We start from the raw sequence: 15,383 nt of genomic DNA on the forward strand, positions 1-15,383 counted from the left end.
TGCCCCTCGGAGGTCGGCGGCCATCAGATGACGCCCTGGTCGTTGCGCTTGAGCCAGCGCTGGTAGAAGGCGGTGAAGACGATCAGGATGGAGAGCAGGATGATCCCGTAGCTCGCCGACTGGGCGTAGTCGCGCGGCTGTTGGCCGAAGCCCAGCTGGTAGGCCCAGGTCACCAGGATCTGCACGTCCGGCGCGTTCTGGCCGAACAGCAGGAAGATGATGACGAACTGGTTGAAGGTCCAGATCACGCCGAGCAGGATGACGGTGCTGCTGACCGCGCGCAGCCCCGGCAGGGTGACGAAGCGGAAGCGCTGCCAGGGGCTCGCGCCGTCCATCTCGGCCGCCTCGTACAGCTCGGCGGGGATCGACTGGAGGCCGCCGAGCAGCGAGACCATCATGAACGGCACGCCGCACCAGGTGTTGACCAGGATCGCGGCGGCCTTCTGCGCCAACGGGTCCTCCAGCCAGCTGGGTTGCGGCAGGTGCAGCGAGCCGAGCAGGACGTTGACCATGCCGTTGTCGGCCAGCAGCAGGCGCCAGGAGAAGACGGTCACGAAGGTCGGCACGGCCCAGGGCAGGATCAGCAGCAGCCGGTAGGCGGTGCGTCCGCGCAGCTTCTGGTGCATCAGCAGGGCCATCGCCAGGCCCAGACCGTAGGTCAGGGTGACGCAGATGACCGTCCAGGCGATGGTCCAGATGAAATGCGACCAGAAGCGGTCGTAGCTGCTGTCGCCCCAGAGCACGTCGGCGTAGTTGTGCAGGCCGACGAACTTGAAGGTGTCGGGGATGTGGTTGACGCCCACCGTGTGGCCGGTGTTGAGGCTGGTGGCGTCGGTCAGGGTCAGGTAGACGCCGCGGGCCAGCGGGTAGCCGACCAGGACGCCGAGCACCAGGACGACCGGCGCGGCCATCGCGTAGGCGTACCAGTACGTGCTGTACGAGCGCTTGACGCGGGTGGCCAGGCCGGGACGCGGTTCGCGGTCACGGCCGCCCGTGCTGGGCGCGCCCTGGACGGCGACTGCCATGTGTTGACACCTTCTCTGAGCGGGGTCGCCGCCCGGCCCGCAAGGCGGTTGCGGGCCGGGCGGCGCGTTCGGGGTGGCTGAGCAGGACTACTTGGTGAAGTCCGGCAGGAGCTTCGCGTAGTCGCTCGCGGTGGCGTCCAGACCGGCCTGGGTGCTCTCCTGGTTCTGCAGGATCTTGCCGAGGTTGGTCCCGATCGAGGTGAACAGCGAGCTGTACTCCGGCAGTTCGGGGCGCGGCTGGGCGACCGGCAGGATCGCCTGGAAGCCGGCGATGCCCGGGTCGGCGGTCAGCGCGGGGGTGTAGGCGTCGGACCGGGTCGGCAGCGTGGAGTTCTTCTGCGCGATCTCGGTCTGGCTGGCGGCCGAGGTCATGAAGGCGGCGAACTTCTCGGCGGCGGCCTGGTGGGCGGCGTCCGAGCCGGCGTAGACGTCGATGTTGTGGCCGCCGGTCGGGGCGCCGGGCTTGCCGGCCGAGCCGGCCGGGACGGCGGCGATGCCGAGGTTGGCCTTGTCGGTGAACGCCGAGCCCTGGTAGATGTTGGTGATCTCCCAGGGGCCGTTGATGATGGCGGCGACCTTGCCGGTGTTGAAGGCGTCCATCATGTGCGCGTAGCCGTCGGAGGTCAGGTCGGCCTTGACGGTGCCGGGCGAGGTGAAGAGCGACTTGTAGGTCTCGACGGCTGCGGCGGCCTGCGGCGAGTTGACGGTGATCTTCTTGGCGGCGGCGTTCACCATGTCGGTGCCCTCGCCGAAGAGCAGCGGCATCGCGTAGTAGCCGTCGCCGGCCCGCATCTCGAAGCCGTCCACGCCGGTCTTGGCCTTCACCGTGGCGGCGTCGGCCTTCAACGCGTCCCAGGTGGTGGGGGCGGCGGTGATGCCGGCCTTGGCGAAGAGCGCCTTGTTGTAGAGCAGGCCGAGGGTGTCGGTGACCAGCGGGACGCCGTAGGTCTTGCCCTGGTAGCTGGCCTGCTTGAGCAGGCTGGGCTGGAAGGCGGCGGAGTCGGCCAGCGCCGGGGTGCCGTCCAGCGGGGTGAGGTAGCCGGCCTTGGCGAAGGCGGCGGTCCAGCCGACGTCGGAGCGGAAGACGTCCGGGGCGCCCTTGCTGCCCATGGCGGTCTGCAGCTTGTTCTGCGCCGAGTCGAACGGCACGTTGACGAAGTTGACCTTGATGTTCGGGTTGGCCGCCTCGAACTTCTTGGCCACGTCCTGGTAGGTCGGCGCCTCGTTGGTGGCGTTCGACGTGTCCCAGTAGGTGATGGTGACCGGGCCGTTGGCCGCAGTGGACGAGCTGGAGCCGCTGCTGCCGCAAGCCGCGAGAGAGACCGCGAGGGCCGCAACGAGGGCAGAGGCCGCGATGCCACGCCGCATGAGAACTCCTAGAGGGGGTGGGGGTGCCCGGGGGTGGTGAGTGGACGCGCATAATGGCCGTCCTGCGCCGACTCGCGCCCGGGAGGGACCTGGGCCGTCGGGCTTGTCGAGGAACGTAACAGCGATGCAATCGTGGCTGAAAGTCCTTGCAGCAAGTTTCTGAAAGATCAGGGCGATCGTTACATCCGCGTGTCCTCAGAGTTGCCGACGCGCGTCCTGAGGGCTGCGCGGCCCATCGGCCGGGCTGGTCCTTGACACCACAGGCCCGCTGGCCATGGGATTGTCCTGTCCGCCCGCAACCCTTGGGCGGGCGAAGCCCTGGCCGGCGCAGTCCAGGGTGGTCAGTCGCTCAGGAGGCGCACAATGGCGTACTACCGCACCGTCGGCACGGTGCCGCCCAAAAGGCACACCCAGCACCGGAACGAGGACGGCGGCCTCTACTACGAGGAGCTGATGGGTGAGGAGGGCTTCTCCTCCGACTCCTCACTGCTCTACCACCGCGCCATTCCGTCCGCGCTGGTCGACAGCCGCATCTGGGCCCTGCCGCAGGGCAAGCCCGAGCCGAACCACCCGCTGAAGCCCTTCCACTTCAAGCTGCACGACCTCTTCCCCGGGGAGGAGTGGCGCCAGACGGACGCCGTGCGCGGCCGCCGGGTGATCCTGGCCAACGCCGACGTCCGGATCGCCTACGTCGCCGCCGGGCTGCCCTCGCCGCTCTACCGCAATGCCATAGGCGACGAGTGCGTCTACGTGGAGTCCGGCAGCGGCACGCTGGAGACGGTCTTCGGGGCGATCGAGGCCGGGCAGGGCGACTACCTCGTCATCCCGCGCGCCACCACCCACCGCTGGGTGCCCAGCGGCGAGCAGCCGCTGCGGCTCTACGCGATCGAGGCCAACAGCCACATCACGCCCGCCAAGCGCTACCTCTCCAAGTTCGGGCAGCTCCTTGAGCACGCGCCGTTCTGCGAGCGCGACCTGCGCGGCCCGGTCGGACCACTGCTCTGCGACGAGAGCGGTGATCACGAGATCTACGTCAAGCACCGCGGCAACGGCAGCGAGGGCGTGGCCGGGACGGTCTTCGTGACCCCCACCCACCCGTTCGACGTGGTCGGCTGGGACGGCTGCCTCTACCCGTACGCCTTCAACATCAGCGACTACGAGCCGATCACCGGCCGGATCCACCAGCCGCCGCCGGCCCACCAGGTCTTCGAGGGCAACAACTTCGTGATCTGCAACTTCGTGCCGCGCAAGGTGGACTACCACCCGCTGTCGATCCCCGTCCCGTACTACCACTCCAACGTGGACAGCGACGAGGTGATGTTCTACTGCGGCGGCGACTACGAGGCCCGCAAGGGCTCCGGCATCGGCCAGGGCTCGATCTCGCTGCACCCCGGCGGCCACACCCACGGCCCGCAGCCGGGCGCCTACGAGCGCAGCATCGGCGCGGAGTTCTTCGACGAGCTGGCGGTGATGGTGGACACCTTCCGCCCGCTGGAGATCGCCGAGGGCGGCCGAGCGAGCGACGACGGCAGGTACGCATGGAGCTGGAGCGGGCGCGGCCCGCAGGACGGTGGCAGCAAGTGACGACGGCCCTTCAGACCTGGGTCCCGGTTCCCGCGGGTTCCGACTTCCCGGTGCAGAACCTGCCCTACGGCGTCTTCACGCCGCTGCGCGGCGGGCACCCCGTGGGCGAGCCGCGGGTCGGCGTCGCGATCGGCGCGCATGTGCTGGACCTGGCGGCGATCTGGGCGGGCACCCCGCTCGGCGCCGACCTGGCCACCGGCTCGCTCAACGCCTTCCTGCGCCGCGGCCCGGCCGAGTGGGCCTACGTCCGTGAGCGGGTCACCACGCTGCTGACCACCGAGGACGAGCGCCGCCTGGTGGAGGCCAACCTGCACCGGATCGACGAGGTGCAGCTGCGGCTGCCGATCGAGGTCGCCGACTACGTCGACTTCTACGCCTCGGAGAACCACGCGACCAACCTGGGCCGGATGTTCCGCCCCGACGGCGAGGCGCTGCTGCCCAACTGGAAGCACCTGCCGGTGGGTTACCACGGCCGGGCCGGCACCGTCGTGGTGTCGGGCACCGAGGTGCGCCGCCCCAGCGGCCAGCGCAAGGCGCCCGGCGACCCGGCGCCGGTCTTCGGCCCGTCCGTGAAGCTGGACATCGAGGCCGAGGTCGGCTTCATCGTCGGCGCGGGCTCCGCGCTCGGCGAGGCGGTGGGCGTCGACGACTTCGCCGAGCACGTCTTCGGCGCGGTGCTGGTCAACGACTGGAGCGCCCGCGACATCCAGGCCTGGGAGTACGTGCCGCTGGGCCCCTTCCTCGGCAAGTCCTTCGCGACCTCGATCTCCGCCTGGGTGGTCCCGCTGGCGGCGCTGGAGGCCGCCCGGGTCGACACCCCCGCCCAGCTGCCCGAGCCGCTGCCGTACCTGGCGGAGAAGCAGTCCTGGGGCCTGGACCTGGCGATCGAGGTGGAGCTCAACGGGCACACCGTCTCGCGCCCGCCGTTCGCCGGCCTCTACTGGTCGCCCGCGCAGATGCTGGCGCATATGACGGTCAACGGCGCCTCGCTGCGCACCGGCGATCTCTACGCCTCCGGCACCGTCTCCGGCACCGAGGCCGACCAGCGCGGCTCGCTGATCGAGCTGACCTGGAACGGGCGCGACCCGCTGACGCTGCCTGACGGCTCCGCGCGCACCTTCCTCGAGGACGGCGACACCGTCACGCTGCGGGCTACCGCCCCCGGCGCGGACGGCGTGCGGATCGGCTTCGGCGAGGTCACCGGCACCGTCCGGGGCTGAGTTCCTGCGGGCGCTGGTCAGTCGGAAAGCTCGACGGACACGTCAGGGGCCAGCGCCCGCAGGAAGTCCACCGCGTCGAACATCGCGCCGGCCGAGGCCACGCCCGTGGTCCGCGTCCGCCCGTCCAGGATGCGTCGGACGGCCTCCACCGCCAGGGGCGCGGTGACCGCGTAGATGTCCTGGCCACGGGCCGTGGCGCGGCGCTCGACACCGCCCGCGCGGACCACGACGTCGACGACGAAGGTCTGCTCCGAGCGCCCCAGGGCGTCGACCGGCGCCGGCTCCGGCGTGCCCTCCTCGGCCAGGTCCCGCGCGGCCTCGACGCTCATATAGGTGCGGACCTCCGGCACGGCCAGGTGGCTGGGGACGGTCACGACATCGGCCATGGTGAACTCCGCGATCACCGCCCGCCGGCCCAGCGGCGCCGGAAAGAGCCAGTCCTGCACCACGGCCGGGTCGTCGTGGTACTGCAGCGCGCCGTCCGCGAACCGCACCCGACGGCCCGCGCGACGCTGATGGGACACCTGACCGGCCACCCGAGTGCCCGCCGTCGGATGCCAGCCGCTCAACCCGTACGCGACGTGCACCGCGTCCGCCGCCGTCCACTCCCCCATCGCCGCGGTCACCAGCAAATCGCCCAGCCCGCCGTAGAACGCCATCGCCGGCACCACCGGGGTGCCCGCCACCCGGGCCGCCTGCGCGTGGTCGGTGAACATCGCGGCATTCGCCTCGATCTCCGCCGCCACGTCGACGTACGGGATCCCCGCGCGCAGCGCCGCCTCGACGACCCGGCCTCCGGTCACCGCGAACGGTCCGGCGCAGTTGATGACAGCCGCCGCACCGGCGAGGGCCCGGTCCAGTGCGCTCGCGTCGTCCACGGCCGCCGGGCGCACCGTCACCTCCGGCCACTGGGCCGCCAGTTCCGCCAGCCGACCCGCGTCCCGGCCGGAGACGACGGTGGCGAAACCGCGCCTGCGCAGTTCGGCCACGATGAAGCGACCGGTGTGCCCTGTCGCCCCGTAGACCACCACAGCAGCCGTTGTGCGCATCGTTCTCCCCGTTCTCGATCTTCTGATGCACCCAGTCTCGGCGCCGACCGGGCCCGACCGTGATAGTCCGTAACGACATCACCCGTACACTTTCGGACATGCCAACTGTCGCCCTGCTGGCCGCCGGAAACCTGCTGCACTTCGAACTGGGAGTGGCGTACGAGATCTTCGGCAACCCTCCGCGGGAGGCCGTGGAGGACTGGTACGACGTCCTGCTCTGCGGGCCCGCTCCGGTACGGGTCGGCCCGTTCACGGTCGAGCCCGACCACGGTCTTGAGCGCCTGGTCGGCGCCGACACCGTGATCGTCCCCGCCTGCGCCGACATCGACGAGCCGCCGCCGGCCGAGCTGATCGCTGCCGTGCGGGCGGCCCACGCGTCCGGTGCCCGGGTCGCCTCGCTGTGCACGGGAGCGTTCCTGCTCGGCGCTGCGGGCCTGCTGGACGGTCGACGAGCCACCACCCACTGGGCCCACGCCGCGGAGCTGAGTGCACGCCACCCACGCGCCGTCGTCGACCCGGACGTGCTCTACACGGACAACGGCAGCGTGCTCACCGCCGCGGGCAAGGCCGCCGCCGTGGATCTCTGCCTGCACCTGGTCCACCTCGACCATGGCGCCGCCATCGCCAACTCGGTCGCCCGGCGCCTCGTCATGTCACCGCACCGGGCCGGCGGCCAGGCCCAGTTCGTGTCCACGCCGCTGCAGGTCAGGGGCGACCACGGGCTCGCCCAGCTGCTCGGCTGGGTCCAGCAGCGGCTGGACCAACCGCTGACCGTGGTCGACATGGCGCGCAGAGCGAACACCAGTCCGCGCAATCTCGGACGCCAGTTCCGGTCGGTGACCGGGCAGACCCCGCTCCAGTGGCTGCTGACCCAACGCGTCCGCCGCGCCCAGGAACTGCTGGAAGGCACCGACGAGACCATCGAGGCGGTCGCCCTCGCCACCGGCATGGGCACCGCCACCACCCTGCGGCGCCAGTTCAAACGAACCGTCGGCGTCCCACCCGACACCTACCGCCGCTCGTTCCGCAGCGCCGGACCGGCCTGAGCTGCAACGGCCTGAGCTGCAACGGCTACGCGGGCTGCAGGGCCGGCAGGTTCATCAGGTGGTCGACGAGCGCGAGCAGCAGGTCGCGGCCGAACTCGCGCTCGCGGACGTCCCCGAGCAGCAGCGGCACCTGCGGATCGAGGTCGAGCGCGGCGCGGATCTCCTGCGGGCTGCGGGTGTTGCGCCCGTGGAAGCAGTTGATCGCCACCACGAACGGGATGCCCCGGCTCTCGAAGAAGTCGATCGAGGCGAAGCTGCTCTCCAGCCGCCGGGTGTCGGCGATGACGATCCCGCCCAGCGCGCCGTTCACCAGGTCGTTCCACATGAACCAGAAGCGCTCCTGGCCCGGGGTGCCGAACAGGTAGACCACCAGCTCGGGGCTGATGGTGATCCGCCCGAAGTCCAGCGCGACGGTGGTGGTGTCCTTGTCGTCCACGCCGTCCAGGTCGTCGACCCCGACGCTGGCCCGGGTCAGGTACTCCTCGGTGCGCAGCGGGGCGACCTCGCTGACGGTACCGACCAGGGTGGTCTTGCCGACCCCGAAGCCGCCCGCGATCAGGATCTTGACGGCGGCGGGGGCCGCCTGAGTGCTGGTCATCTCTTCACAGTCTCCGGAGTCCGTCACGTACGGCGGTCAGCAGACCGATGTCCATGCCGCCGCCGGCCCGGGCCACCGAGAGGGGGGCACGGGCCAGCAGCAGGCCCTGGGCGATCAGGTCGCCCAGCAGGATCTTGGTGACCGAGACCGGCAGGTCCAGGTCGGCCGCCACCTCGGCGACGGCCGCGGGCTGCCGGCAGCGGTCCAGGATCACCCGGTGCTCCGGCTGCAGCCCGCGCCCGCCCGGGCGGGCGGAGTCCGGGGCATCCTGAACGGTGGTCAGCACGGTGATCAGGGTGAGGTCGTCCCGCTCGGGCGCGGTACGGCCGCGGGTGATGGTGTACGGGCGGACCATCGACTCCGAGCCGTCGTCCTGCGCCTCGTCCTCGCTCCAGTGCGGGGCCGTCACTACAGGCCGCCCCGGATCGCGGTGCCGAGCTTCTGCCCGACCTGCTGGACCAGGGTGTGCATGGCCACCGACATCACCTCGGCGTCGACGTCCTGGGAGGCGATCACCGCCAGGTGGGTGCCCTGGCCGGCCGCGGTGACGAAGAGCCAGAGGTCGGCCAGTTCGACGATCACCTGGTGCACCTGGCCGCCGTCGAAGAGCTGGCCGACACCGCGCGCCAGGCTCTGCTGGCCGGTGGCCACCGCGGCGAGCCGCTCGGCATCGGCGCGCTCGATGTCGCGGGAGTGGCTGACCACCAGGCCGTCGTCGGAGAGCAGGACCGCGTGGCGGGTGCCGACCACCGAATCGACGAGTCCGTCCAGCAGCCAGTCCAGATCCTGGTGAGTGGCGATGGTGCGCGTCATGACCGGTCTTCCGTCGTAGGGGCGTGGGGGGTGGGAGTCGGCTCGCCGGAGCTGTCAGCGGGGGTGCGGGCGGCCCGGGACTGGCGCTGGAAGGCGCCGATCGCCGCGCCGGAGCGGGTGGGGGCGCCGTCCTGACGCCCGGTCGGGGCGGCGGGGGCGGCCGGCGGCTGCGGGGTGCGCAGCTCGGCGACCAGGCTGGCCTGGCGCACGCGCTGCGGCAGCGGCTGCTCGGGGTCCTCGGCGGGGTGGCCGTGGTCCTCGGTGCGGGCAGGCCGGGGCTGCGGGGCGGCCGTCAGCTCGGGCCGCACGGCGGTGGGCTCCAAAGCGGGCTCCAAGGCGGTCTCCGAGGCGAGCTGCGAGGCCGGCGGAGCCACGTCCGTGATCACCGCAGTGACCACGGCGGCGGACAGCGCGCGCCCACGCGTACGGGCCGGCAGCGCGAGCGGCTCGACCGGCTGCTGCTCGGGGGCCGGTTCGACGCGCTCGCCGTCGGTGACCAGCTCGGCCGGGATCAGCACGACCGCCCGGGTGCCGCCGAAGGCCGAGGGGCGGAACTCCACCCGCAGGCCCAGGCCCTCCGCCAGCCGGGCGACCACGTAGAGGCCGAGCCGGACGTCGTCGGCCTGCTCCAGCACGTCCATCCGGGGCGGCCGGCGGATCAGCTCGTTGGCGCGCTCGTACTGCTCGGGCTCCATGCCGATGCCGCGGTCCTCGATCTCGATCGCCAGGCCGCGCCCGACCAGGGCGGCCCGGACCTCCACCGGCAGCGGCGGCTTGGAGAAGGCGGCCGCGTTCTCCATCAGCTCGGCGAGCACGTGCACCACCGGGCCCACGGCCCGCTCGGAGATCCACGGGCTGCCCTCGACGTCGAGCATGATCCGCTTGTAGTCCTGCACCTCGCCCTGCGCCGCGCGCAGCACGTCCAGCAGCGGTACGGGCTTGCGCCAGCGGCGCTGCGGCTGGCCGCCGGCCAGGATCACCAGGTTCTCCTCGTAGCGGCGCAGCCGGGCCGTCAGATGGTCGAGGTCGAAGAGGCCCTGCAGCACCTCGGGGTCCTCGTGCCGGCGCTCCAACTCGTCGAGCTTCTTGAGCTGGAGGCCGATCAGCAGCTGGGTGCGGCGGGCGATGCGCTGCAGCAGCCGCTCGAAGCCGCGGTGCTGCTCGGCCTGCCGGACGGCGGTCTGCAGCGCGCTGGTGCGGGCCAGGTTGAGCGCGCTGCCCAGCCGGCCGAGCTCGTCGCCGCCGCGCCCGTCGCGGTCGGCGACGATCGGCCGGCTCTCGGCCTCCACGTCGACCTGCTCGCCGCGCCCCAGGCGCTCCACGACCTCGGGCAGGGTGCGCTCCAACTCCTCGGCCTGCTGCTGCAGGTCGCGGATCCGCCGGCGCATCGAGCGGACCAGCCGCCAGCTGGTGATGATCACCGCGATGACCGCGATCAGGCCGACGAAGCTGGTCAGCACGACGGTGAGGAGCAGCGAGAGCACGCTGTCCTTGCCGGTGGTGACCACGTCGTCGGTGCGGCTCTGCATCAGGGCGACCAGCTGCGGGGTGGTCAGGTCGATCGCCTGGCGCCACTGGGCCTCGTCGGGCGGCAGCGGCACATTGCCGTCGGCGTCGGCCGCGGTCGGGCGCAGCAGCTCCTGCTCGACGGCCGCCTTGGCCTGCCAGGCGGCGCCGGTGGTGAGCTGCTTCCAGGTGGCCGACTCGCTGGGCGTCAGATACGGCGCGACATCGACGGTGAAGAGCAGCGACTGCGCGTTGATGGACTGCTGGACCTGCTGGAAGTCGGCGGTGCTGAGCTTGCCGGAGGGCCAGCCGCGGGCCAGCAGGGCGTCCTCACGGGCGATCATCTCCTTGGCCCAGAAGCTCTGGACCAGCGCGCGCGAGATATAGGTGACCTGGCCGTTGTCGACGTGGCTGAGCGCGGTGAAGAGCTGCAGGTCGACGGTGATCAGGTCGGTGTAGTAGGTGAAGGTGGTCTGCTGGTCGGCGATGCCCTGGTCGACCGCGGCGCGGCGCTGCGGGAGTTCGGCCATCGCCTGGCGGGCCGCGGTGACCGCGTCGCGGATCTCGGTGGGCGCGCCGGAGGAGTCCACGGCGGAGAGCGACAGGAAGGTGCGCACCGCGTCGTCGGTCAGCCGGCGCTGGTTGGTCAACGCGTCGGTGACGCTGCCTGGTTGGGCGAGCTGCTCGGCGCTGAGCCGGCGCTCCTCCTGCAGGTTGTAGTACACGATGTTGGAGGGCTGGCCCGCCTTCTGGGCGAGCAGGCCCTGGGCCGCCTGCCGGTGGAAGGCGACCATGGTCTGTCCGGTGGTGACGGCCCAGAGCGCGGCGAGCGCGACGCTGGGCACGACGGCCAGCAGGAGCAGCGCTGTTCGCAGGGAGAGCCGCGAACGCCTGTGGGGGGAGGCTTTACGCGCGCGCAGGGGGTTCTCCTCAGGAGGGGCGGCGGCCTGGCGCGGCCGACCGCATGGGGCCGGACCTCTGAAGCAGTGATACTAGTCATACCGCGTTGCCGGTGGGGAAACGGCGGCTGAAGCGCAGCACGGTGACCGACCTGAACTCCTCCGCAGGTCGCAGCAGTGTGGAGGGATAGGCCGGATTGTGCGGAGAGTCGGGGTGGTGCTGGGTCTCCAGTGCCACTCCCGCGAACGGCCCGTACGGCACACCGCTGTCGCCGGTCACCGCGCCCTGGAAGGTGTTGGCGGTGTAGACCTGCAGTCCGGGCTCGGTGGTCAGCACCTCGAGCACGCGCCCGGAGACCGGATCCTCCAGCAGCGCCGCGCGGGTCGGGCGGCCGTCGGCCGAGCGGGGGCGCAGCACCCAGTTGTGGTCGTAGCCGCCGGGGCCGGCCAGCTGCGGGTGGCCGTCGCTGATGCCCTTGCCGATCGGCGTGGCGGTGGTGAAGTCGAACGGGGTGCCGGCCACCGGCTCGTACGGGCCGTAGGGGATCTGCCGCTCGTCGACCGGGGTGTAGGCGTCGGCGTCCAGCGTGAGCAGGTGGCCCAGGACGTCGCCGCTGCCCTCGCCGGCCAGGTTGAAGTAGGCGTGGTTGGTCAGGTTGACCACCGTCGGGCGGGTGGTGACGGCGCGGTACTCGATGCTCAACTCGCCGCTCGGGGCCAGCAGGTAGTCCACCTCGACGTCCAGCGCGCCGGGGAAGCCCTGGTCGCCGTCGGCGCTGTGCAGCCGCAGCCGGACGCCCGCGCGGTCGCCGTCCGCCGCGGGTGCGGTCGCCCACATCCGGTTGGCGAAGCCGTCCGGGCCGCCGTGCAGGGTGACGCCGTTGCCGGTCGGGGCGAGCCGGTACTCGATGCCGTCCAGGGTGATCCGGCTGTCGGCGATCCGGTTGGCGTAGCGACCGACGGTGGCACCGAAGTGCCGGGCCGGGCCGAGGATCTGGCCCAGCGCCTCGGAGGCCAGCAGCACCTGGGCCACCTCCCCGTGCCGGTCCGGGGTCCGGACGGTGTGCAGGGTGGCGCCGAGGCTGAGGACGGTGACCTCGACGGCCCCGGCCCGCAGCGTCCAGCGCTCGATGGCGGCGCCCGCTCCGCCGGACTCCAGCGGGGCGTGCGAGACCTCCACGGGCGCTGCCGGGCCTGCTCCTTGCTGGGACGTCAGGGCCATCTGCCTGCTCCTCGTCTGGATATGTGCGGTTTGTCCGTCAGCCTAGCCTTCGGCGCCCTCCGGGCGGTTCCTCTGCAGACCCAGTGCGGCGGCCAGTCCCTCGCGGTTGGTGCCGGTCTTGCGGTGGACCGCCGCCAGTCGGCGGTGGACCAGGCTCAGCGGGACGCAGAGGCCCTCGGAGATCTCCAGTGCGGTCAGCCCGCTGACGGACATCTCGGCGACCTCCCACTCGCCGTGGCTGAGCGCGTCCTTGCTGGTGGTGCGCAGGCGGTTGGGGCGCAGACCCGAGGCCTTGAGCTCGTCGCGGGCCCGCTTCACCAGGCCGTCGGCGTTGCACTCCACCGCCAGCTCCATCCCCTGGTGCAACTGCTCGGTGGCGTCCGCCAGTCGGCCGGCCCGGCGCAGTGCGGCGCCCAAGTCGACCAGCGCGTAGGCGTGTTCATAGCCGACCGGGGAGCGGCCGAGCTGCTGGACGGACTCCTCGAGCAGCTCCACCGCGCGCTGACCCTCGGCCACCGCGGCCGCCGTGCGCAGCGCGGTGCCGACCGCCGAGGCGACCCCGAAGCGCTCCGCCAGCGCCAGGTTCTGCTCGGCCAACTCGCGTGCCTCGACCGGGTCCTGCGGATGCACGGCGATCGCCAGATGGCCGACCCAGGGCGCCCAGATGGTGTTGTGCCAGCCGCGGTCGGCCAGTTGCGCGCCCACCCCGCGCAAGACGTCGGCCGCGCCCTCGCGATCCTCCTGGGCCAGCAGCAGCTTGCCGTAGAGCGTCGGGGCGTCCGGCAGCACCATCGCGGTCGGGTGGTACGGCGGCGCGAAGGCGTAGTCCTGGGCCACCTTGCAGGCGTCCTCGACCTTGCCGCGGGCGAGCAGCGTGTCGACCAGCACCCCGACGGCGTCCCACTGCAGCGGCAGGCCGGGCCCCAGCCGGCGGGCGATCCGCAGAGCGCTGCGCAGGAACTCCTCCGCCTCGGCGAGCGCGCCGCGGCGGAACCGCGCCAGGCCCATCAGGAAGTGCGCGAAGCCGAGGTGGCCGCCGCCCCAACCGGCCACCTCGAAGGCCGGGATGGCGTCCTCGAAGAGCTTCTCGGCGCGGTCCAGGTGGTCGGTGTAGACGTAGGTGAGACCGATGATCGCGGGCAGTTCCAGACCCCAGGTGCTGCTCGTCCAGTCCAGACCGGGCGGCAGTTTGCCGTCCTCCAGAGCGGAGTCGACCAGCGCCAGCACCTCGGCGGCGGGTGCGCCCTGCAGCGTCAGGTCCCAGGCGCGCAGCGCGCGGGCGGCCCGTGCGTAGATGTCGTCGCCCGGCAGGCTCTCCTGCAGCTGGGCCAGTCGGCGTGAACGGCCCGGGCCGTCCTGCTCCTCGCGCTGGAAGGCCGCCCAGATGAAGTGCGCCACCTCAAGGCGGATCCGGCCGGGGCCCGGCGCCGTCCGCTGCGCCTCGGTGAGCGTGAGGTCGGCCGCCTCCACCAACTGCCCGCTGTGCGCGAGCACCTCGGAGAGCCGGAAGGTGGCGTCCACCCGCAGGTCGTCCGAGAGCCCGTCGGTCTCCAGCGCGCGGCGCAGTTGGCGCACGGTGGTGGCCGGGTCGGTCAACAGCGCCGAGCAGCCCAGCTCGTAGATGACCTCGGCCTTGTCCTCGTCCTCCGGCGGCTCCTCCAGGGCGCGTTCCAGGCAGCGCTTGGCGGCGACCGGGGCGCCGACGGCGAGGTGCTCCTTGGCCGCCCGGCGCAGCTTGACGACGACCTCCGGGTCGCCCTCCGGATGGGTCTCCAGCAGGTGGCGGGAGGCTTCGGTCAGCGGCCGGCCGGCGTTCTCCACCTCGACCGCCGCCTTGCCGTGCATCGCCCTGCGCGTCCCCGACCGGATCGACTTGTAGATCGAGGTGGCGACCAGCGGGTGGACGAACTCCAGCGGTCCCTCGGCGGGGCCGCTCAGCACCTGCTGCTTGCGCAGCTCGGAGATCGCCTCGGCGGCGATCGTCGGGGACTGGCCCGCGATCCGGGCCGCCACGCCCGGCAGGATCTGGGTGCCGAGGATCGAGGCCGCGTGCGCGAAGGTCAGGGTGCTCACGCCGAGTTTGGCGAGCCAGAGTTCGCGGGTCATGCCCTTGGCCTCGGCGGCCAGGTCGTGCAGCAGCGCGACGGACTCCTCGACCGGCTCGATGCCGCGCTCGCGGACCTTGGCCAGCAGCGCTTGGGTGAGGTAGGGGCTGCCCGCGGTGACGGCCCAGACCTGCCGGCAGAAGTAGTCCTCCGCGGTGTCCGGGTAGGCCGCCCGGACCAACTTCTCGATGGCCTGCGGCTGGAGGCCCTGGAACTCCACGTGGCGGTGCGAGTTGGCGGCCACCAGCGCGCGGAACTCATGCGCCTGCTCGGGCAGTTCGTCCGAGCGCCAGGCGATCGCCAGCAGCACGGGCAGCTCCGGCGCGCGCAGGGCGAAGCCCTCCAGCCAGCCCCGCGACTCCTCGTCGGCCCACTGCAGGTCGTCCACGATCATGACCAGCGGCGCCTTGAGCTGGGCGAGTTGGGTCACCACGTAGTCCAGGCCGGCCAGCACGCTCTGCGGGTCCAGCTCGCCGGTTCCCTTGACCAGGCCGACGGCCGGGCCGGCCGTCTCGTACCAGATGCCGAACACCTCGCGCTGCTGCTCGGACGACAGCCGCAGCAGTGCGGGTTGGAGCAGTTGGCGCACCACGGAGAACGGCTCCTTGCTGCGCCGCTCGCCACCGCGGGCGTTCATCACCGTGCAGTCGCCGCGCAGCAGGGCCAGCCTGCGCACCTGCTGGAGCATCGCGGTCTTCCCCAGGCCGGCCTGGGCGCTGTAGAGCAGCAGTGTGCCGATTTGGATGCCGCCGGCCGCGAAGTCCAGGCACAGTGTGTCGATGGCGAGCTTCGCCGCCCGGATGGCGTGGTCACGCTCGTACAACCGCGGTAGGGCCGACTCGGCGCCCTCCGGCTGCTCGTCGCGTACCACCCGCTCGTGCCCCTGTTCGGTCACTGTCGGTCCCTCCGCCTCACCGCTCCGCGATCCTGGAGCGAGAGTAGCGCTGC

The 15,383-nt window shown here is 72.0% G+C and carries 12 protein-coding genes; 3 read left to right on the forward strand and 9 right to left on the reverse strand.

Going from position 1 to position 15,383, the window contains the following annotated elements; translation table 11 throughout:
* Nucleotides 1-23: 23 nt before the first annotated feature.
* Together P3T34_RS06685 and P3T34_RS06690 are read right to left on the reverse strand one after the other, a co-directional pair.
* The gene (locus tag P3T34_RS06685) at nt 24-1,025 is read right to left on the reverse strand and encodes a sugar ABC transporter permease (RefSeq protein WP_280665059.1); all 1,002 of its coding nucleotides are present in this window, start codon (nt 1,023-1,025) and stop codon (nt 24-26) included.
* An 87-nt stretch (nt 1,026-1,112) separates the two neighbouring features.
* Nucleotides 1,113-2,393 (reverse strand): extracellular solute-binding protein, encoded by a 1,281-nt coding sequence (locus P3T34_RS06690; protein ID WP_280665060.1) that lies wholly within the window; start codon nt 2,391-2,393, stop codon nt 1,113-1,115.
* Nucleotides 2,394-2,756: 363 nt separating this feature from the next.
* On the opposite strand from P3T34_RS06690, the gene P3T34_RS06695 reads away from it, so the two are divergent.
* Both P3T34_RS06695 and fahA read left to right on the forward strand, forming a co-directional pair.
* Entirely contained in the window at nt 2,757-3,977 is a 1,221-nt protein-coding gene (locus P3T34_RS06695; protein ID WP_280665061.1) for a cupin domain-containing protein, read from the forward strand.
* The gene (gene fahA, locus P3T34_RS06700) at nt 3,974-5,197 is read left to right on the forward strand and encodes a fumarylacetoacetase (RefSeq protein ID WP_280665062.1); all 1,224 of its coding nucleotides are present in this window, start codon (nt 3,974-3,976) and stop codon (nt 5,195-5,197) included. Before P3T34_RS06695 ends, fahA begins: the two co-directional genes overlap by 4 nt.
* Nucleotides 5,198-5,214: 17 nt before the next feature.
* On the opposite strand, the gene P3T34_RS06705 is transcribed toward fahA, so the two are convergent.
* On the reverse strand, nt 5,215-6,246 hold the full coding sequence (locus P3T34_RS06705; RefSeq protein ID WP_280665063.1) for a saccharopine dehydrogenase NADP-binding domain-containing protein: 1,032 nt from the start codon (nt 6,244-6,246) through the stop codon (nt 5,215-5,217).
* 98 nt (nt 6,247-6,344) lie between these two features.
* Here P3T34_RS06705 and P3T34_RS06710 point away from each other — a divergent pair, with 98 nt between their 5' ends.
* Nucleotides 6,345-7,292 (forward strand): helix-turn-helix domain-containing protein, encoded by a 948-nt coding sequence (locus P3T34_RS06710; protein WP_280665064.1) that lies wholly within the window; start codon nt 6,345-6,347, stop codon nt 7,290-7,292.
* A 25-nt stretch (nt 7,293-7,317) separates the two neighbouring features.
* Here the strand turns inward: P3T34_RS06710 and P3T34_RS06715 are convergent, their stop codons facing one another.
* The 6 genes from P3T34_RS06715 to P3T34_RS06740 form a co-directional block, all read right to left on the reverse strand.
* On the reverse strand, nt 7,318-7,890 hold the full coding sequence (locus P3T34_RS06715; protein WP_280665065.1) for an ATP/GTP-binding protein: 573 nt from the start codon (nt 7,888-7,890) through the stop codon (nt 7,318-7,320).
* Nucleotides 7,891-7,894: 4 nt separating this feature from the next.
* The gene (locus P3T34_RS06720; protein ID WP_280671867.1) at nt 7,895-8,245 is read right to left on the reverse strand and encodes a DUF742 domain-containing protein; all 351 of its coding nucleotides are present in this window, start codon (nt 8,243-8,245) and stop codon (nt 7,895-7,897) included.
* Nucleotides 8,246-8,298: 53 nt separating this feature from the next.
* Nucleotides 8,299-8,703: a roadblock/LC7 domain-containing protein gene (locus tag P3T34_RS06725; protein ID WP_280665066.1), complete on the reverse strand. Its 405-nt coding sequence runs from the start codon at nt 8,701-8,703 to the stop codon at nt 8,299-8,301.
* Nucleotides 8,700-11,054, reverse strand: a complete 2,355-nt coding sequence (locus tag P3T34_RS06730) for a nitrate- and nitrite sensing domain-containing protein (protein ID WP_280665067.1) — start codon at nt 11,052-11,054, stop codon at nt 8,700-8,702. The genes P3T34_RS06725 and P3T34_RS06730 overlap by 4 nt, the downstream gene beginning before the upstream one ends.
* A gap of 151 nt (nt 11,055-11,205) precedes the next feature.
* Nucleotides 11,206-12,330, reverse strand: coding sequence for an aldose epimerase family protein (locus P3T34_RS06735; protein WP_280665068.1), 1,125 nt, complete (start codon nt 12,328-12,330; stop codon nt 11,206-11,208).
* A 42-nt stretch (nt 12,331-12,372) separates the two neighbouring features.
* Nucleotides 12,373-15,330, reverse strand: a complete 2,958-nt coding sequence (locus tag P3T34_RS06740; RefSeq protein ID WP_280665069.1) for an AAA family ATPase — start codon at nt 15,328-15,330, stop codon at nt 12,373-12,375.
* Nucleotides 15,331-15,383 lie beyond the last annotated feature (53 nt).

Origin of the sequence: Kitasatospora sp. MAP12-44, from assembly GCF_029892095.1 — a bacterium.
Classification (GTDB): Bacteria; Actinomycetota; Actinomycetes; order Streptomycetales; family Streptomycetaceae; genus Kitasatospora.